The organism is Saccharopolyspora sp. NPDC000995, from assembly GCF_053599315.1.
In genome coordinates, this window is the sequence record NZ_JBSFLZ010000017.1 from 54,191 (window position 1) to 72,055 (window position 17,865).

Below are 17,865 nucleotides of genomic sequence, written 5' to 3' on the forward strand. Positions count from 1 at the left end.
CGCAGGCCGCCGGTGGAAAGCGGTGGACTGCGGGAGAAAATCCGGAAACCGCTGTCAGGGGAGCGGGAGTGCCGATGATGGTGACGTCGCGGACGCGCCCGTAGTTGTCGTTTGTTCTTCGTCTCATGTGGACTCCTCCTGGCGGCTAGAGGTGTGGCTAGAGGTGCGGCTCCACGAACTCGACGTACCGGCGGGTCAGGGTGGCGACAATATCGGAGCCGGGGGCGGCCCAGAGGTCGGCGTTGAAGATCTCGACCTCGACGTCCCCGCGGTACCCGGCAGCGGAAACCGCGCGCGTGAGCGCTGCGAAGTCGATGTGGCCGTCGCCCATCATCCCGCGGTTGAGCAGCGTGTCCGCGGGTAGCGGGGTGATCCAGTCGCAGATCTGGTAGCTGACGATCCGCTGCCCGGCGCGCGCGATCTGCTCCAGCACGCCCGGCTCCCACCACACGTGGAACGTGTCGACCACGACGCCGACCACGTCCGGCGGGTGCCGCTCTGCGATGTCCAGGGCCTGGGCGAGGGTTGAGATGACCCCTCGGTCGGCGGCGAAGATCGGGTGCATCGGCTCGATGCCCAGTCGCACCCCGCGTTCGCGCGCGTGCGGGACCAGTGCGGCGACGGCATCGGCCACGCGCTGCCGGGCACCGGTGAGATCGCGGTCGCCCACGGGCAGCCCGCCGGGCACGAGCACCAGCGCGTCGCAGCCGAGAACTGCGGCCTCGTCGAGGGCGGTGACGTTGTCGCCGACCGGATCGCCGGAGGTGAACAAACCCCCGCGGCACAGCGAGGAAACCCGCAGTCCGGCATCGCGAACCATCCGCGCGGCGACCTCCAGCCCGACCTCCGCGACCGGTTCGCGCCAGACCCCGATGGAGCCGAGCCCGGCGGCCACGCAGCCCTCCACTGCTTCGCGCAGCGACCAGTTGGCGGTCGTGCGCTGGTTCAGCGAAAGCCGGGCCAACCGCGGGTCACCGGGCTGCGGAGTCGGTACCCGGGCCGGTGCGCTCATCGGCACGTCGCGCGCGCTCATGCAGCGGCCCCCGCAGCTTCTAGCCACAACCGCATCCGGTGCGCGGCGAACTCCGGATCGACCAGCAGCTGCGCATCGTTGGCCAGCGCGAAGATCCGGGCCAGGTGCACGATGCTGCGCGCGGACTGCAACCCGCCGAGCATCGTGAAGCCCGGCTGGCGGCCGTTGAGCCAAGCCAGGAAGGCGATCCCGGTCTTGTAGTGGAAGGTCGGTGCGCTGAACACGTGCCGTGACAGCGGGAGCGTTGCAGTCATTTCCGCGTCGTAGGTCGCGAGATCGCCGTCATCGAGCGCGGCCAGCGCGGCCGACGCGGCTGGAGCGATCGCGGCGAACGCGCCGAGCAGCGCGTCCGAGTGGTGTTGCGAGTCGCCGCGGATCAGCTCCGGGTAGTTGAAGTCGTCACCGGTGTAGAGCCGCACGCCGGCTGGTAGTGCGGCGCGTAGACCACGCTCGTGCTCGGCCGACAGCAGGGACACCTTCACGCCGTCGACCTTCGCGGCGTGGTCGCGGACCAGATCGAGGAAGGCCTCCGTGGCGGTGGTCAGGTCGGTCGAGCCCCAGTAGCCGGCCAGGTACGGGTCGAAGACCTCACCGAGCCAGTGCAGGATCACCGGCTCGGCGACCTGCCCGAGCACCGTGTCGTACACCCGCCGGTAGTCGTCGGTGCCGCCGGCGATGGCGGCCAGCTGGCGGGAAGCCATCACGATCACCTGCGAGCCGGCCCCCTCCACGAGTCCGACCTGCTCCTCGTAGGCCGCGATGACCTCGTCGAGGGTGGTGGCCCCCGCCCGGTGGTCGGTGCCCGCCCCGGAGGCGATCCGGGCGCCGAATGAGCGGGCCTGCTCAGCGCTGCGGCGGACGAGTTCCTGCACCGCGGGCCAGTCCAGGCCCATGTTGCGCTGCGCGGTGTCCATCGCCTCCGCCACCCCGAGCCCGTAGCGGAACAGCTCCCGCCTGAAGGCCAATGTGGACTCCCATTCCACTGCCGCGGGTGCCCCCGGGGTGTTGTCACCGAGCGGATCGGCGACCACGTGCGCGGCGGCGAACGCGACCCGCGAACCGTATGGCTGCGGATGTTGCTTCCACTGCCTGGGTTCGCGCAGCACGACCTCCGCCCAGGTGCCCTGGTCGGTGGGCAGTTCGATCGCGCTCATGCCGCGCCGCCGGTGGGCAGTTCGATGCGGCGGCCCTCGGCAGACGAGGTGAGCCCGGCGTGGGCGAGCCGGAGGCCGCGCACCCCGGCCGCCAGGTCGTAGGGGTGCGGCCTGCCGTGGTGCACGTCCAGCAGGAAGCGTTCCCACTGCGCGCGGAAACCGTTGCGGAACTCCGCGTTGTCGGGGATCTCGTCCCACTGGCCGCGGAAGTCCTCGGTGGTGGGCAGGTCCGGGTTCCACGACGGCCGCGGGGTGCGCACCCGCGGCTGGACCCGGCAACCGAACAGGCCCGCGACCGCCGATCCGTGCGTGCCGTCCACCTGGAACTCCAGCAGTTCCTTGCGTTCCACCCGCACCGCCCACGATGAGTTGATCTGCGCGATGACCCCGCCGTCAAGCTCGAAGATCGCGTAAGCCGCGTCGTCGGCGGTGGCGTCGTAGCGCTGCCCGTCCTCGTCCCAGCGCTCCGGGATGTGGGTGACGGCCTTCGCGGTGACCGCGCTGACCCGGCCGAAGATGTTCTCCAGCACGTAGTTCCAGTGGCAGAACATGTCCAGCACCACGCCGCCGCCGTCCTCGGCCCGGTAGTTCCAGCTCGGCCGCTGCGAGGGCAGCATGTCGCCCTCGAAGACCCAGTAGCCGAATTCCCCGCGCACGGACAGGAGCCGGCCGAAGAATCCCGCGTCCACGAGCCGTTTGAGCTTCTGCAAGCCCGGCAGGAAGATCTTGTCGTGCACGACACCGTTGACGACCCCGGCGTCTTCGGCTGCCTTCACCAGTTCCTCGCCTTCGGCCACGGTCGCGGCCACGGGTTTCTCGGTGTAGACGTGCTTGCCTGCGGCCACGGCCTTCAGCACCGCCTTGCGGCGCTCGCTGGTGACCTGGGTGTCGAAGTAGATCTCCGCAGCGTCCTCGGTCAGCAGCGCGTCGAGATCGGTGCTCCACTCGGCGATGTCGTGGTCAGCGGTGATGCGGGCCAGCTTCTCGGCGTTGCGGCCGACCAGGACCGGCTCAACCTGGATGCGGCTGCCGTCGGCGAGCGGCACGCCGCCGTCGTCGCGGATCGCCAGGACCGAGCGCAGCAGGTGCTGGTGGTAGCCCATCCGGCCGGTGACGCCGTTCATCAAGATGCGGTAGGTGCGATCGGTCATGCTCGCGGCCTTCCTGTCTTAAACGTCTTCGACGATGTGGTGCTGGAGCGTCGGCTGCCGAGGTAGAGCTCGCCGAGTTGCGGGTCGGCAAGCAGGTCGGATGCCGGGCCGCAGATGTGCACCCGGCCGAGGTCGAGCACGCAGCCCAGGTCGGCGACCTCCAATGCGCGGCGGGCGTTCTGCTCCACCAGCAGCACCGCCGTCCCCGCCTCGCGCATCCGCCCCACCTGGGCGAACACGGTCTCGGTCGCTTTGGGGTCCAGGCCCATCGACGGCTCGTCGAGCAGCACGACATTCGGGCTGACCATCAGGGACCGGGCGAACTCCACCTGCTTCTGCTGGCCGCCGGAAAGCGCCCCGGCCAGCGCGTTCCACCGCTCGGCGACGACCGGGAAGAGGTCCTGGACGAATGCCACGCGGTCGGCGATCTCGGAGGTGTCCCGCAGCGTGTACGCGCCGAGCAGCACGTTCTCCTCGACCGTCATCTCCTTGAACACGCTGTGTCCCTGGAGGACGTGGGACAGGCCGGCTTCGAGCATCTGCTGCGGTCGGCGGTTCGTGACGTCCTTCCCGCACACCAGAATCCGGCCGGATCGCGGCGCGAGCATGCCGCTGGCGACCTTGAGCACCGTGGACTTCCCGGCGCCGTTGGGCCCCACGAGGCAGACCACGCTGGCCGGCGGCACCCGCACCGTCAGCCCGCGCAGCACCAGCGCCGCGCGCCCGTACCCGGCCTCGACATCGACGAGTTCGAGCAGGTGCTCGCCTGAACCCCGCTGCTCAGATCCCAAGGTAAGCCTCCAGGACTCGCGGGTCGTTGCGGACCTCGTCGGGCGTGCCCGCGGCGATCGGCCGCCCGCGGTCGAAGACGACCACGTGGTCCGCCAGGCTCATCACCAGGTCCATGTTGTGCTCCACGATCAGGAAGGTCCGGCCCTCGGCGTTGAGCGCGCGCACCAGTTCCCCGATCCGCTCGATCAGCGCCGGGTTCACCCCGCCCGCGGGCTCGTCGAGCAGGACCGTCTCGGGCTCGGCCATCAGCACCCCGGCGAGCTCGAGGAGTTTCTGCTGGCCATAGGACAGGTCGCGGGCCTGCACGTCTGCCAGGTGCTCGATGCCGACTCGGGTGAGCAGTTCTCGCGCCCGGTCCAGGTCGGCGTGCTGGCGCGCGGAGACCAGCTGGCCGAGCAGGGCTCGGGAGCGGACCGGGACCAACAGGTTCTCCACCGCCGTCATCCGCGGGAAGATCCGGCACAGCTGGAAGCTGCGGCCGATGCCCGCGCGGGCGATCCGGTGCGGCTGGCGGCCGGTGATGTCCCGGCCGCGGTAACTCGCGGAACCGGAATCGGGCTTGATCATCCCGGTGACGCAGTTGAAGAACGTGGTCTTGCCCGATCCGTTGGGGCCGATCAGCGCGTTGACCTTGCCGTGCTGGAAGGCGACGGTGGCCCCGTCGACGGCGCGCACCCCGCCGAAGGATTTGGTCAGGCCGGTGGTTTCCAGTCCCGTGCTCACAGGCGCGCCTCCTCGACGGTCCCGGCCTGGCGCTGCTTGGCGAGCTCGGCCTGGCTGACTTCCCGGATCGATGCCGTCCGCGGGCGGAACCGGTGCAACAGGTCGCGCAGCGCCGGGATGATCCCGTCGGGCATGAACAGCACCACCGCGGCGAGCAGCACCCCCAGTGCGACCAGGTGCAGCTGGGTGTCGCCGTACTGGGCCTTGAAGTACTCCACGGCGTAGCCGACGATCACCGCACCGAGCAACGGGCCGAATAGGCTCCGCACACCGCCGAGCAGGCTCATCAGCACGAGGTATGAACCGGTCAGCACGGAAAACTGGAAGATCGGGTCGAGGAACCCGAACCACAGCGCGTAGAGCCCGCCGCCCAGCGCGGTGAAGAACGCCGAGACGACGAACGCGACGAGCTTGTAGGTGAAGGTCGGCACCCCGAGCGCTTCCGCCTTGTCCTCGTCCTCCCGGATAGCCTTCAGCCCGGAGCCGAACCGGGAGCGGTCGATCGCCCACCAGCACAGCAGGGCGACGGCCAGCAGCACGGCGTGGAGGTAGAAGAACCGCTCGTGCTGCTCTGGTCGGAGCACGTCCGGACCGAACGGGCGCGGCACGCGCAAGCCGTTGGAACCTCCGGTGAAATCTCCCCAGCTCTGGAAGACCAGCAACGTGATCAGCACCAGCGCGATCGAAACGATGACGAACGACGCACCGCGCACCCGAAGGCTCGCGACGCCGATCGGCACCGCGAGCACCGCGACGACCACGCCACCGAGAACCAGCGCGAGCCACGGGTTCAGGTCCGCGCGCACGACCAGCAGCGCGGTGGCGTAACCGCCGAGCCCGGAGTACGCGGAGTGGCCCAGCGAGATGTAGCCGGTGAATCCGCCCACGAAGTTCCACGACGTGGCCAGCACGGCATAGCTCATGATCACCACGCCGACCGACAGGATGAACGGATCCGGGGCCAGCGCGGGGAAAGCGACCACCAGCACGGCCAGCGCGAGCAGGCCGTGCAGCTTCGCGGCGCGGGCGGGATCAGAAACGCTGCGCAAGGCGGCCTCCGAAGAATCCCTGGGGTTGCAGCAGCAAGGTGGCGAACAGCGCGACGTAGAAACCCGTTTGCGCCCAAGTCGTTCCGAGTGGAAGCTGCAGCAGGCTCTGGCCGAGCCCCAGCACCATGGCGGCGATCGCCGCACCGGGGACGCTGCCCAGCCCGCCCACCACGATGATCGCCATCAGCGGCCCGATCCAGTGCCAGTGCAGCGACGGGTAGATCGTGGAGTCCAGGGCCAGCGCCGTACCGCCGATCGCCGCGGTGGCCAGACCCAACCCGAACCCGTAGCCGGCGATCCGGCCGGTGTTGATGCCCACCAGCTGCGCGGCCTCCCGGTGCTGGATCGTGGCACGCAGCGCCTGGCCGAACCGGGTCTTCTTCAGCAGCACGTAGAGCGCGGCCAGCGACATCGCGGCGAGGCCGAACGCGATCAGCTTCACCACCGGGATGCTGGCGCCGAAGAACTGGATGTTCGCGCCGGAGTATTGCAGCTGGATGCGCCGGTGGGTGCCGCTGAAGACGAGCCCGAGCGCGCCTTCGATCATCAGCGCGATGGCGAACGTCAGCAGCACCGACATCATGGTCAGCGTCGCCGGTCGGAGCCGGGAGATCAGCAACCGCTGCATGAGCACGCCGACCGCGAAGAAAAGCGGGACGGTCGCCAGCAGCGACAGCAGCGGGTCCAAGCCGGTCTGGAGGTTGAAGAACCAGGCCAGGTATGCCGCCAGGATCAGGAACGCGGAGTGCGCCAGCATCACCACGCGCATCACGCCGAAGTACAGCGTCAGGCCCGCGGCGAGGAGGGCGTAGAGCCCGCCGAGCAGCACGCCGAGCACCAGGCCCTGCAGCAGGAGCGATCCGGTCATCTCGGCATCACCACGCCGGCTTGGGGTGGACAAGGTCGGCTTCCTTGGTCTCCGCGGGCAGCACGATGCGGATCCGGCCGCCGACGTACTGCTGGATCAGGTGCGCGCCGCGCGGTTTTCCGGTGGTGTCCCAGCTGAGCTCGCCGACCACGGTCTCCACCTTGTTCTGGTGAAGCCAGTCGATGAGTCTGCGCTGGCAGTCGGGGTCCGGATCGGCGCAACCGACGGCCTGCACGGCGGCGGCCACGACCTGGCCGGTGGTCCAGGCGTTGGCCTCGTCCTCGTTGGGCGGGGAGTTGAACATCCGGGTGTAGTGCTCGACGAACTCCTTGTTGGACGGGAAGTTCGCGTCCGGCGTGTAGCCGGTGGGGGAGAGGATTCCCTCGGTCTGCTCGCCGATCGCTTTGGAGAACTCCGGGTTGGTCGGTGCGGTGGAGAAGGCCGCCATCGCGGGCTGGTAGCCGAGCTGGCGTAGCGCCAGGATGAGGTTGACCGCGTCCTGGTACTGCGTTCCGCCGACGATGAGGTCCGCGCGGGAATCGGCGATCTTGGCCGCGACGGAACCGAAATCCGTGGTGTTGGGTGGGTAGACCTCATCGACCACCGTGCGTATTCCGGCCGCTTCGAGCTTGCCCTTCAATCCGTAGGCCGTGCCCTGCGCGAACGGGTCGTCCATCGCCGCGTAAGCGGCGGTCTTCGGGCGTTGGTCGGCGGGCATCGCCAGGATCGCCGCGGCCAAGTGGTTGTAGTGGTCCTCGGCGACCGCAGGCGCGGCGTAGAAGAGGTTGTCGAAGCCCTGGTTGAACACTTCCTCGGCGGCGCCGGCCGGCTCGACAAACAGGAAGCCGTAGTCCTTGGCGACCTGCGCGCCCGGGATCACCAGGCGCGTGGAGAACGGTCCGAAGACCAGGTCAGCGCCGTCCTGGTTGATCAGCTTCTCGTAGTCGGCCGCTACGCGGTCGGCGTTGGACTGGTCGTCGAGGATGGTCAGCTTGAGCTTGCGGCCCAACAACCCGCCGCGGGCGTTGACGTAGTCGGCCCACGCTTCGTAACCGCGGCGGACACCCTTGCCGGGCTCGGAGAAGTCGCCGGTGAGGGGCAGCGAGATGCCGATCTGGATGCTGTCGTCGTTGCCTCCGGCGCCCGAACTGAGGCAGCCGGCCAGCGCGAGGCTCGCGCTGGCCACGAGTACACCTAGTCGAAGACGTTGTGAAATTTTCATGATCCACCCGTCGTTGGGGGCATCCCGAAAGCGTTTTCGTAAGCGCTTACGGCAGAATAGGAACCAGCGGTCGAAGTGGCAAGGGCCACGGATCATGACGGTGGCTCCGCGAGGCGGACCGGAGCGGAAGGGGTCACGGATGCCACAGCAACGCGCGAGGCTCAGGCTCATCGACGTCGCCGAGCGGGCCGGGGTGTCGATCGCGGCGGCGTCGCGGGCGCTGTCCGGGTCCGCGGGCGTCAGCGACGCCATCGCTGAGCGGGTGCGCGAAGTCGCCGCGCAGATGGGCTACATCGCCAATGTGCACGCCCGCACGCTGGCTGGCGGCGCGAGCACGAGCGTCGGGCTACTCGTGCACGAGATCGGCGACCCCTACTTCACCGAGATCGCCAGCGGGGTGCTGCGCGTCGGCGCACAGCAGGGCCTGACCGTGCAGATCTGCCACACCGGGCGCGACCCGGAGAACGAGCTCGTACAGGTCCGCACGCTGATCGCCAACCGGGTCCGGGCGATCATCATCGCGGGCTCGGGTTTTGTGGACGCGCGGACGCAGGCGTCGGTGAAGCAGGACCTCCAGGAGTTCCAGGAAACCGGCGGCCGCGTCGCGGTGATCGGACGCCACCACCTCGGCACCGATGCGGTGCTCCCGGACAACACCGCAGGCGGTCGGTCGATCACCGAACACGTTCTTTCCCTTGGGCACCGGCAGATAGCCTTCGTCGCCGGGCCCCGGACCCTGACCACGGTGGCCGATCGACTCGCGGGAGCCGCGCAGGCGCTGGAAGCGGCTGGTCTGTCGATCGAGGACATTGCCGTCATCGAGGAAGCGTTCACGCGCGAGGGCGGCACGCAGGCCATGCAGCGCGTTCTCGACGATCACCCCGACGTGACGGCGGTGATCGCGCTCAACGACGACATGGCGATCGGTGTCCTCGCGGCCCTGCGAGCGCGCGGAATGGCTGTGCCGAAGGATATTTCGGTGGCTGGCTTCGACGACGTGGCTGTCGCGGAGCACCTGTCGCCGGCTTTGACGACGGTGCGGTTGCCGATGGCGGAAATGGGGGAGCAGGCGTTGCTCCTCGCGTTGAAGCAACCGTCGGCCCGACCCCGCCGCCGCACCACGACGCACTCCCTGGTGGTGCGCGAGTCCACCGCGCCACCCCCGCGCCGCGAGCGCTGAGCCCTCGCCGGCACTCTGGTTGAACGGGCGGGTGTCACCAGGGCACGGACGTCGCGGCGATTTCGCGCGAACGGGTCAGGGCGTAGAGGGCCTGCCAATGCACCCAACCCGGACGTCCGCCGAAAAAATCGCCTGACCTGCACGAATTCGTGACGCACCGTGACCAAGTTGCCTCGCGGCGGTGGTCACGGTGTGTTGTGGTGGTTGTGGATGGTGGTGGCTGGGTGGCCTGGTGTCGTCGGTTCGGTGCTGCTGCGTGGTTTCGCTTGGGTTAGTGCCGTGCTTCGGTGATCCGCTGGTGCCTGGTGGCGGTGTTGCCGTGTTTCGTCGGGTTGCTGTCGTATTCGAATATTGGACACCTCAGGCGGCCATGCTGCACTGAAGCAGCGCGTCCCCGGCGTATTTCGGTACTGACGTGCTCAACGTTCCTGACGAACAAGAATTTTCGAACGAATTCGGCGAATCTCCGCAGCCCCTGGAAGAGCCTTGGATTCGTTCAATTACGATCACGACAGATAATGGCGATCTAGCGCTGAGCTACGACACGCATGAGAAGTCGAACCGGTTCGAATGGGGCCAGGATGATGACGTGCTGTGGGAATTTTTCAGAGAAACGGCCACGTCTCTTGCGGTCAGGTCCGAGCGTGGCGAGACATATTTCATCGCCAGCTTTGAATCCGGCGAACCTTTCGGACACTCGACGTGCGGGTCTATCCCAAAATTTCAGTGCAGGATTCATCTCTGCGGGGCTAGTCAAAACCGAGTCGCTGTATCGCGTCGATCGGCGTCTGCTGGTCGCCCACCTGCCCTGTGGCTGTGTTACTCCGTCCGTGCTGATTTGCCTAGACCCCGCACAGGCCACTGTGCACCACTGACGAGCTGCTGACAGCGTTTGCGGTCAATTCGGCCGACTCGGACAGTGAGACGGTCCTGATGCCTGTTCAGGACGGTGACATTTTCCGGGCGGAGAGGAATTATTACAACAGATTCCTGACCAAGCGGCTGGCGAACCCGTTGACCGACGCCAAGCAACTGGTGCTGTTCGGAAACATTCCCCTGTCCGACGAGACCGCGCTTCGGCGAGCGTTTGGTGCGGTGCAAGACCACTGCGGTTAGTCCAACCTGGCACGGGCGTACACGGCGATCAACTCAAGGAGATAATCCCGGTCATGAGTCCCATTGAGGTCGAGCGGAAACGCGAGCTACCCGACAGCGGCGAGGCGCTACGGTCTGTTTCGCCGGGTTCTGCGCGTACTGGTCGCGCGGCGCCATCTGCTGCAGGACCGCTCATCTGGTCCCAGAGGCGGGTGCCGTACAGGGAGCTCCACTGCGGGCTGAGTCCGTAGTGGTCCTCCGGCGGGGGTTGGGCCCAGTCGATCTCCTTGATGGGGTCGTAGGAGAGGGTTTCCGCTGATTCGAGCAACCGGTGCGAGATGTCTTCCCGGTCCGCTTCCGCTGCGGTGTTCGACATACCGCAGCTCCGCCCACGTTGACGACATCGAAAATCGTGACAATGAACGATGTCAAAATCAAGGCTGGGCGGTCGGTGCCACGATGCCGCCGGGGTCATGCTCGGTCGCGGACCACGACCACGGGGCAGGGGGCATGGTTGACGCAGTACTGGCTGACCGAGCCGAGCAGAGCGTGGGCGAAGCCGCCCGCTCCGCGGTATCCGACTACCAGCAGGTCGGCCGATTCCGCCGCCTTCAGCAGGGCTTTGGCCGGGTGGCCGCGAGCCACTTCTCCCCGGATTACGGCGGCGTCGATGTCGTCGACGGTTTCGCGGATGACGGTCGCGAGCGCCTTTTCGGTTGCGCGGTCGCATTCTTCGGCCGTGGGCATCGGCCAGTCGTAGAGTTCGGGGAGTTCCCACGACATGACGGCGGTGATGTGGCCGTTGTTCGACCGGGCCAGGCGGACGGCCCACCGAAGAGCGTTCCGGGACGGCGGTGAGCCGTCGACGCCGACGACGATCGAGTAGTCGCGTTGCTCGCTCATGCTTTACCCGTGCCTGTTCGCGACGGCCGTGCGCAACCCACTCTGCATGGGCCACCCGAGCGCGCGGAAGGGTCGATCGGCCTTCGACCCCGGCAGGTGACCATCAGCCCTACCTGGGGCTTAGATGGTGCGCAATCGTCAACGCGGATGGGATGCCCGGGGAGGTCAAGATGCCCTACTGGGATGGCTACGGCATGGGTGCGTGGGGGTTCGTGGTGATGACGGTGAGCACGGTGTTGTTCTGGGTGCTGATCATCGCCATCATCATCGCGGTGGTCCGATACCTCGGGCGCACCGGACGAGTTGAGCGCGGGACCGGCCGAGCGGAGGAAATCCTCGCGGAGCGGTTCGCGCGTGGCGACATCGACGAAGAGGAGTACCGCCGTCGGCTGCAGGCTTTGTCGGAGCACGACCGCCGGAGAACGTGAGGTGTGGATGCATTCGCACTGTCGCGTTGGCGGGCCGTTCGGCCAGCACGGCGAACCTGGACGGCGGCTCCTGGTCGGATCAATGACCACAGTGGACCTCTGGCGACCGCGGCTAGGCGACGGGGCCCCGGTCCTGAACTCGATGACGAAATGCCCTAATCCTGCTCGGGCAGGCGGCCCAATCTTGGAAGGGGACGAACCTGCCTGGAGCACGTGATGGACTGCAATTCACTGCGGGCCGACGTTCGGTGGCTTGCTCACGCGTTGGGCCGGAATCCGTTGCGGCGTCGGCTGGACCGGGTCGCGGCGATCGCGATCCTCGTGTTGCTCGGTGCCGCCATGCTGATGGTCCCGGCGGCGATCGCGGCCGGGAACGCGAACTACGCCGACGAAGCGCGAGAGGCTGCGGTCGCCGCCTCGACGAGGCGAGCGGTGGAAGCCGTCGTGACGAGTGCGCCCGTCGCCCACGTGATCAGCGGAGCCGAGCACGAGTCCACCAGCTACACGGCAGGGGTTTCGTGGACCGGGGCGGACGGCAGGGCGCACGCGGACACCGCGGCCGTACCTGCGGGGACCGTGCTCGGCGGCAAGGTTCGCTTGTGGGTGGACACGGCCGATCGCATCACGGTCGCGCCGCCGAGCGAAGCCCAGCTGCGAGCCTCTGCGGGCGCGGTCGCCTTCGAGATCGTGGTTGCGGGCGAACTGCTGTGCGCAGGGTTGATCTGGTGCGTCCGCGGGATCGCCGACGCATGCGCCGAGCGTGCCTGGAACCGCGAGTGGGAGATCGTCGAAGCGAAGTGGCTGGAGCACTGAGGGGGCAGCTGGGAGGACGGGTATGCGCCGGGTGTTCGAGTGTGATGGGGATGAGCAAACCGATCGTTGTCGGGTTCGACTGTGCTAGTGCTTGGCGGCGCCCGGGTCGAATCCCACGGCGTGTTGGGTTCGACTTCGGCCGAACTGCTCGCCGTCGCTGCGGCGCCCCGGTGGTCGGCATTCGGGACGACTGCGAGCGCCCCGTCCCGGAGTCCGCGCCGGTCGTGGTGGGCGTCGACGGCTCAGCGAACAGCGAGCTCGCCGTCGGTTTCGCTTGCGACTTCGCTTCGCGACACGACTGCAAACTCGCGGCCGTGCACGCCCGGAACGAACTGCCGCTGGACCCGTTCGCGCGCGTGCGGCGTTGGGAGCTCCCCTGGGGCGAGGCGCGCAGTGATGCCGAAGAGGTGCTTGCCGGGGCCATCGCGGGCTGGGGCGAGCACTATCCCGACGTCGTGGTGCGGCGGGTGGTCACGCCGGAGCAACCGGCTGAGGCGTTGCTCCGGGAAACCCGGGCGGCGAGCCTGGTCGCCGTGGGCAGCCACGGGCGCGGCCGGATCCGCCGGGCATTCCTCGGCTCGGTGAGCCACACCGTGGCGAACCGCGCACCGTGTCCCGTCGCGGTGCTGAGCGCGTCGATGTTTAAGTTGGAGCCCTTGTGCGCGGCATCGCGACGGCTTTCTGCACGGCCTTCTCCGCGTAGTCGGCTCGTGCCGGGTGGTAGTTGACGATCAGCAGCCGCCGCGGTGCGCTGCGGTGCCCACTTCGGCCGCGGCCCAGGCCGCCGCCCGGACGGAGTCTTGCGAGCCGTCGACGCCCACGACAATGGGCTTGTCCGAGGTCACCATTTCACCCTCTTCATCGCCTATCGCGAACGACGGCCACCGGGCACACCGCGTGCCGGATCAGCCCCGCGGCTACCGATCCAAGCAGCAGCCCGGTGAATCCGCCCCGACCCCGATGCCCGACGATGAGCAGCCGCGCGTTCTCGCCGGCGGCGGCCAGCTCGGCCACCGGGTGGCCGCGTTGCGTGACCGGGCGCACTGGCACGTTCGGGTAGGACTCCGCCCAGCCCGCCAGCTGTTCCGCGAGACCGAGGCGGGCCTCGGCCTGCAGGTCGATTAGCTCGTACCCCAGCCTGGGCACCACCGGTGCGTACTCGACGTCTTCCCACACCTGCATCGCCACGAGCTCGCTCCCGTACCGGTCCGCGGCGTCGAACGCGTATCGGAGCGCGGTGCTGCTGTACGGGGAGTTGTCCAGCCCGACGACCACCGGCCCGCTGTCGGGGTGATCGCGAACGACGACGACCGGGCACCGCCCGTGGGCCGCGACCTTGGCACTGACCGATCCCAGGAGGGTTGCGGTCAGCGGGCTGCGCCCCCGCGACCCGACCACGACCAGCTGCGCCTCGCCGGAAAGGTGCATCAGCACGTCGGCCGGTTCGCCGTGCACGACTTCGGGGGAGACTTCCAGCTCCGGATGGCTACCGGAAAGCCGGTCCGCGAGGGGACCGGTGGTTTCCCAGGCTTCGTCGTCCCAGAGCGGATCGCCGGTGACCATGACGACCCGCACCTGCTTCGCCCCGCGCAGGTCGGCCTCCCGAGCCGCCCACGTTGCTGCCGCCATCGATCGGGCGGAGCCGTCCACGCCCACGACTACGGGCCCATTCGTACCCATGTTCACTCCTCCCGGGAGGTTCGCGCGCCGAACCGTTCAACGTCCGAGGGATGCAGCCGGAAACCCCGGTGGCGAACGTCAAGTGCCCCCAGCACACAACAAGATCCAATGTGGACAAAGCTGAGGAGACCGCCTCCGGCTCTTCGCTTTTCGCGCTACGTCTGAGCTTCCATCCGCCGAGCAGGAGCATCGCCCTGCCGAAACCCCGGCCGCCATGAGCCCCAAGCATTTCGATACGCGAGCGGGGAGAGGTAGAGCCCATTGGCACCTATCGGTGTGAGGTTGGGACGCTCAGCGGACGATGGCCACCGGGCAGGCCGCGTAGTGCGCCACAGCGTGGCTGACTGAGCCGAGCAAGGTCGAGCGGATGATGCCCCGTCTGCGGGTGCCGTCTTCTCCACCCGTACTTCGGCGTTCTGCTCGACGTCTAGCGAGATGTCATGGGCGATCAGCTCGTCCTGCCGGACCAGGGACGAGCCGAGGTCAGGAACTCGTCCGCCACGAACACCCGGAACCGGGCGGCTTCGGTGACGCGGATGCGGGACTGGGACGTTCGCGCGTGCAGGACGGCGCAAGCCCGCGACGTAGGTGCCGGGGTAGTGCACCCCGTCGGCGCGAGACTCCGGCGCCGCACCGCGGGTGGCGAAGTACCCGTTTCCCAAGGTGCACAAGGCTTCCCGGTGACCTCCGCCGTGCGCGCGAAGTCGCGGAAATCGAGTTGCCACGGGTTCATGCGCTTCCCGGCGACGAGGTGAAACGCGTGAGCAACGCGGTCAGCGAGACCGGGTCGTCGACCGAGTAATGGGCCCAGGTCAGGCGATCGCCGTGTTCTGCGCTGCGCACCACGATCCCGATCCCGTCGTCGTGGATCTCGCGCAGCGCGTCTTCGTCGGTGTAGTCGTCGCCGGCGAAGACGGGAACGACGTCGGGATCCGAGAGCCCCATCCGATCCAGAAGCCATCGCAGCGCCCGGCCCTTGTTCCAGTCAATGTTCGGCAGCAACTCGACCACTCGCCGGCCGTGCGTCGTGCGGAGTTCGGGGAAAGCGTCACCGACACTGTCCACAATGGATATCACTTGGTCGGCGGCGTCCGGCGCGACGTTGCGGTAATGCACCGCGAGGGCGAAGTGCTTCCGGTCGACCCGGGCGCCTGCGACGAGTTCCAGCTCATCGGACAGCCGCCGTTCGGCCTCGTCGAGATCGGGCAGCGCGGACTCCCCGGCGGGTAGTGCGATCGACACGTCGTCCGGTCCGGCCAGCTCGAATCCGTGGCTTCCCGCGTACCACAGGCCGTCGATGCGGATCCTGCTGCGCACGTCCTGCAGGTCTCGGCCGCTGAGGATCCCCACCGGGCAGCGCTGGACGAGCCGCTGCAGGACCTCCCGCGTCTTCAACGGCATGGTGACCTTGGTCGGGTCGCTCCGGATCGGAGCGAGGGTGCCGTCGAAGTCCAGCAGCACCACGGGTCGGTGATCTCGAATGCGGTCGGCGATCTCGCCCCAGCGGCCGAGGCCGTCGGCGACCTCGGACAGCCGTCGCTGGCTGGACGCCGCGACAGAAACGTCGGTGAGCGTTAGTACGACCACGTCGGCCCCGGCCTCCAGCAACCGGCTCGGCGGGCCGGTCCGGGCAACCCCGATGATGAGGCCGAAACCCCCCCTTCTGGCGGCCTCGACCCCGGCCTGGGCGTCTTCGACGACCGCGGATGCCCCGGGCGGCGTGTCGAGCCGACGCGCGGCTTCGAGGAACACCGCGGGATCGGGTTTGCCGGGCAACCCCAGCTCGTCGGCGAGCACACCGTCCACCCGGAGGTCGAACAGCTGTCCTGCTCCGGCCTGTTCCAGGATCTGGGTGCTATTTCGGCTGGCGGAGATGACCGCGGTCCGGATGCCTTGGCTGCGCAACGCGTCGACCAACGGGACCGCGTCGTCGAACAGCAGCGCGCTCGCCGAGGCGTTGTCTGTGATCACCCCGTCCATGTCGAACAGCACCGCGCGGTGGCGACGGGGATCGATGTTCGTGGTGGCCATGCGGACTCCGGTTCTCCACACCGCCTAGACCTGGTCGGACTAGCACCACTCCTCGGCTACCCGACCTGACGCGCGAATCCACCGTCGTTCGATGCCTTCGCCGCGGCTCGTCGGCTCAGCGTGGTCGAAGGTCCAACGGCGTCATTGCGCCCTGGGCGACCGCCGGGGATGCTGCCCTGATCGAGTGCCGCGCGTCGAAGTCCGATCCATCATATGCACCATCGTCCGACCGATGGCAGGGGGAGGCGTTTCGGGTGACGGCGACAACGCGCAAGGCGGTAATCGTGGGATTCGATTTGACGGAGCCGTCCCGCCGGGCGGTTCGCTGGGCGGCGCGCGAGGCGTCCGACCGGCGTCGGCCCTTGCTGCTGGTTCACGTGCTCACGTGGCCGTTTGATGCGCACACCACGATCGAGGTACCGGGCGAGGATGGCGTGCTGGAACCGCTGCAGGAGATTCTGCGGCGGGAGCTCGACGCGCTGGGGGAGGACTGCCGGGAGATTGACCCGGAGCTGGACGTGCGCAGCTACCTGCCGCTCGGGGAGCCGGCCGAGGTGCTCAGCGAGATGGCCGCGGACGCCGAGGTGCTGGTGCTCGGTGGGCCGCGGATCGAGGTGCAGATGGGGGTCCTCGGCTTAACATCTGCGGAGCTGCTGACGCGACGCACCGGCGCCCCGGTCGTGGTGGTCCGCGGCAGCGTCGGGGAGCCGGGGACGGCACCTGTGGTGGTCGGTGTCGACGGGTCGTCGGCCAGCAGTCTGGCCATCGGCTTCGCCTACGATTTCGCTTCCAGGCATGGCTGCGAGCTGGTGGCTGTACACGCCTGGAGCGACCTGCCGTTGGACCCCTTCGCCCGGGTCAAGCAGTGGGAGCTGCCGTGGAGCGAGGTGCGTGGCGAAGCCGAGGAAGTGGTCGCCGAATCCCTGGCCGGCTGGGGCGAGCAGTACCCCGACGTCGACGTGCGGCGCGCGATCATCCCGGAGAAGCCCGCGCAGGCCCTGTTGCGCGAGGCGCAAGGGGCGGGCCTGCTGGTGGTGGGAAGCCACGGACGGGGGCGCATTCGCCGGAGCCTGCTCGGGTCGGTCAGCCACGCCGTGGTGAACCGGGCGCCTTGCCCGGTCGCGGTCCTGCGCGCCAGGTGAGCAGATCGGTCACGCCTGCCGTTCCCGGTGCCAGGCCGAACGTGGTGATTCCGCGAACGTGGTGTCGGGTTGACCGAGTTGAGCAGCACGACCAGCAGCGGGAAGTAGATCACCGCCAGGCCGAGAACGAGCACACCCAGCAGCACCAGCCGGGTCGTTCCGGAGGCACTCATCGCAGCGGCTCCTAGAGAGGAGGTTCCGGACGTGGCCTTGGGACCTTCGGATCCGCAGTTTCCATCGAAATGGAAGGTCTGATTTCAATTGGGTGTGGCTCTTTTGGAGTGAGCTGGTGGACGTGTGTGATCAGCGATTTCGCTGGGTGGTGATCCTGGAAGGGCTCCTTCTCGTTACGTTCGTGGGTGCTGAAGCCGCATGAACGTCAAGAAGGAGCCCGGGTGTCAGGGTACGCGAATGATGAAGTCATGGGTGCGTTCGAGTCCTCCTCGGAGGTGTTCATGTCGATCGTTGGTGAGCTTGCCGGTGACGACTGCGGCGTGATGACGCACGGCGCGTTGGAGGATCTGCTCGCCGAGCGCTGCCGAGAGCTGACGCGCCGGTTGCTGCAGGATCTTCTGGATCTGCGGGCGCTGCGGGAGCGTCC

Annotated in this window: 19 protein-coding genes and 2 pseudogenes; 7 read left to right on the plus strand and 14 right to left on the minus strand. The window is 68.2% G+C overall.

Features of this window, described 5'->3' with window-relative positions:
- Positions 1-157: 157 nt before the first annotated feature.
- The 8 genes from ACWDKQ_RS08950 to ACWDKQ_RS08985 are packed head-to-tail and all read right to left on the minus strand — an operon-like array spanning position 158 to position 7,956.
- On the minus strand, positions 158-1,033 hold the full coding sequence (locus tag ACWDKQ_RS08950; RefSeq protein WP_450138192.1) for a sugar phosphate isomerase/epimerase family protein: 876 nt from the start codon (positions 1,031-1,033) through the stop codon (positions 158-160).
- Complete coding sequence (locus tag ACWDKQ_RS08955) at positions 1,030-2,187, minus strand: dihydrodipicolinate synthase family protein (protein WP_450138193.1); 1,158 nt, start codon at positions 2,185-2,187, stop codon at positions 1,030-1,032. Before ACWDKQ_RS08955 ends, ACWDKQ_RS08950 begins: the two co-directional genes overlap by 4 nt.
- Complete coding sequence (locus ACWDKQ_RS08960; protein ID WP_450138194.1) at positions 2,184-3,338, minus strand: Gfo/Idh/MocA family protein; 1,155 nt, start codon at positions 3,336-3,338, stop codon at positions 2,184-2,186. Before ACWDKQ_RS08960 ends, ACWDKQ_RS08955 begins: the two co-directional genes overlap by 4 nt.
- On the minus strand, positions 3,335-4,129 hold the full coding sequence (locus ACWDKQ_RS08965; RefSeq protein ID WP_450138195.1) for an ABC transporter ATP-binding protein: 795 nt from the start codon (positions 4,127-4,129) through the stop codon (positions 3,335-3,337). The genes ACWDKQ_RS08960 and ACWDKQ_RS08965 overlap by 4 nt, the downstream gene beginning before the upstream one ends.
- A complete protein-coding gene (locus ACWDKQ_RS08970) occupies positions 4,119-4,853 on the minus strand; it encodes an ABC transporter ATP-binding protein (protein WP_450138196.1) in 735 nt (244 codons plus the stop codon). Before ACWDKQ_RS08970 ends, ACWDKQ_RS08965 begins: the two co-directional genes overlap by 11 nt.
- Positions 4,850-5,902: a branched-chain amino acid ABC transporter permease gene (locus ACWDKQ_RS08975; protein ID WP_450138197.1), complete on the minus strand. Its 1,053-nt coding sequence runs from the start codon at positions 5,900-5,902 to the stop codon at positions 4,850-4,852. Before ACWDKQ_RS08975 ends, ACWDKQ_RS08970 begins: the two co-directional genes overlap by 4 nt.
- Entirely contained in the window at positions 5,886-6,770 is an 885-nt protein-coding gene (locus tag ACWDKQ_RS08980) for a branched-chain amino acid ABC transporter permease (protein ID WP_450138198.1), read from the minus strand. The genes ACWDKQ_RS08975 and ACWDKQ_RS08980 overlap by 17 nt, the downstream gene beginning before the upstream one ends.
- Before the next feature lie 7 nt (positions 6,771-6,777).
- Positions 6,778-7,956, minus strand: a complete 1,179-nt coding sequence (locus ACWDKQ_RS08985) for an amino acid ABC transporter substrate-binding protein (RefSeq protein WP_450138199.1) — start codon at positions 7,954-7,956, stop codon at positions 6,778-6,780.
- A 175-nt stretch (positions 7,957-8,131) separates the two neighbouring features.
- Between ACWDKQ_RS08985 and ACWDKQ_RS08990 the strand changes: the two genes are divergently transcribed.
- Entirely contained in the window at positions 8,132-9,172 is a 1,041-nt protein-coding gene (locus tag ACWDKQ_RS08990; RefSeq protein ID WP_450138200.1) for a LacI family DNA-binding transcriptional regulator, read from the plus strand.
- Positions 9,173-10,105: 933 nt separating this feature from the next.
- Positions 10,106-10,288 (plus strand): hypothetical protein, encoded by a 183-nt coding sequence (locus tag ACWDKQ_RS08995; protein ID WP_450138201.1) that lies wholly within the window; start codon positions 10,106-10,108, stop codon positions 10,286-10,288.
- A 28-nt stretch (positions 10,289-10,316) separates the two neighbouring features.
- Here the strand turns inward: ACWDKQ_RS08995 and ACWDKQ_RS09000 are convergent, their stop codons facing one another.
- Together ACWDKQ_RS09000 and ACWDKQ_RS09005 are read right to left on the minus strand one after the other, a co-directional pair.
- The gene (locus ACWDKQ_RS09000; RefSeq protein WP_450138202.1) at positions 10,317-10,643 is read right to left on the minus strand and encodes a diiron oxygenase; all 327 of its coding nucleotides are present in this window, start codon (positions 10,641-10,643) and stop codon (positions 10,317-10,319) included.
- Positions 10,644-10,738: 95 nt separating this feature from the next.
- Complete coding sequence (locus tag ACWDKQ_RS09005) at positions 10,739-11,170, minus strand: universal stress protein (RefSeq protein ID WP_450138203.1); 432 nt, start codon at positions 11,168-11,170, stop codon at positions 10,739-10,741.
- A 170-nt stretch (positions 11,171-11,340) separates the two neighbouring features.
- Here ACWDKQ_RS09005 and ACWDKQ_RS09010 point away from each other — a divergent pair, with 170 nt between their 5' ends.
- The 3 genes from ACWDKQ_RS09010 to ACWDKQ_RS09020 all read left to right on the plus strand — a co-directional run bounded on the left by ACWDKQ_RS09010 (position 11,341) and on the right by ACWDKQ_RS09020 (position 13,139).
- Positions 11,341-11,598: an SHOCT domain-containing protein gene (locus ACWDKQ_RS09010; RefSeq protein WP_450138204.1), complete on the plus strand. Its 258-nt coding sequence runs from the start codon at positions 11,341-11,343 to the stop codon at positions 11,596-11,598.
- Between the two features lie 216 nt (positions 11,599-11,814).
- On the plus strand, positions 11,815-12,411 hold the full coding sequence (locus ACWDKQ_RS09015; RefSeq protein WP_450138205.1) for an Rv1733c family protein: 597 nt from the start codon (positions 11,815-11,817) through the stop codon (positions 12,409-12,411).
- A gap of 170 nt (positions 12,412-12,581) precedes the next feature.
- Positions 12,582-13,139 (plus strand): universal stress protein, encoded by a 558-nt coding sequence (locus tag ACWDKQ_RS09020; RefSeq protein ID WP_450138206.1) that lies wholly within the window; start codon positions 12,582-12,584, stop codon positions 13,137-13,139.
- A 130-nt stretch (positions 13,140-13,269) separates the two neighbouring features.
- Here the strand turns inward: ACWDKQ_RS09020 and ACWDKQ_RS09025 are convergent, their stop codons facing one another.
- From ACWDKQ_RS09025 to otsB, 4 genes and pseudogenes are all read right to left on the minus strand, one after another.
- Positions 13,270-14,091 carry a universal stress protein gene (locus ACWDKQ_RS09025; RefSeq protein WP_450138207.1) on the minus strand — a complete coding sequence of 274 codons (822 nt, stop codon included), beginning with the start codon at positions 14,089-14,091 and terminating at the stop codon, positions 13,270-13,272.
- A 291-nt stretch (positions 14,092-14,382) separates the two neighbouring features.
- Positions 14,383-14,469 (minus strand): annotated as a pseudogene (locus ACWDKQ_RS09030) (universal stress protein); the annotation flags it as partial.
- Positions 14,470-14,714: 245 nt separating this feature from the next.
- Positions 14,715-14,816 (minus strand): annotated as a pseudogene (locus ACWDKQ_RS09035) (hypothetical protein); the annotation flags it as partial.
- A gap of 4 nt (positions 14,817-14,820) precedes the next feature.
- On the minus strand, positions 14,821-16,122 hold the full coding sequence (gene otsB, locus ACWDKQ_RS09040) for a trehalose-phosphatase (RefSeq protein ID WP_450138208.1): 1,302 nt from the start codon (positions 16,120-16,122) through the stop codon (positions 14,821-14,823).
- Between the two features lie 284 nt (positions 16,123-16,406).
- Here otsB and ACWDKQ_RS09045 point away from each other — a divergent pair, with 284 nt between their 5' ends.
- The gene (locus ACWDKQ_RS09045) at positions 16,407-17,264 is read left to right on the plus strand and encodes a universal stress protein (protein ID WP_450138209.1); all 858 of its coding nucleotides are present in this window, start codon (positions 16,407-16,409) and stop codon (positions 17,262-17,264) included.
- A gap of 395 nt (positions 17,265-17,659) precedes the next feature.
- Positions 17,660-17,865: hypothetical protein (locus ACWDKQ_RS09050; protein ID WP_450138210.1), on the plus strand; the 206-nt coding region annotated here is incomplete at its 3' end.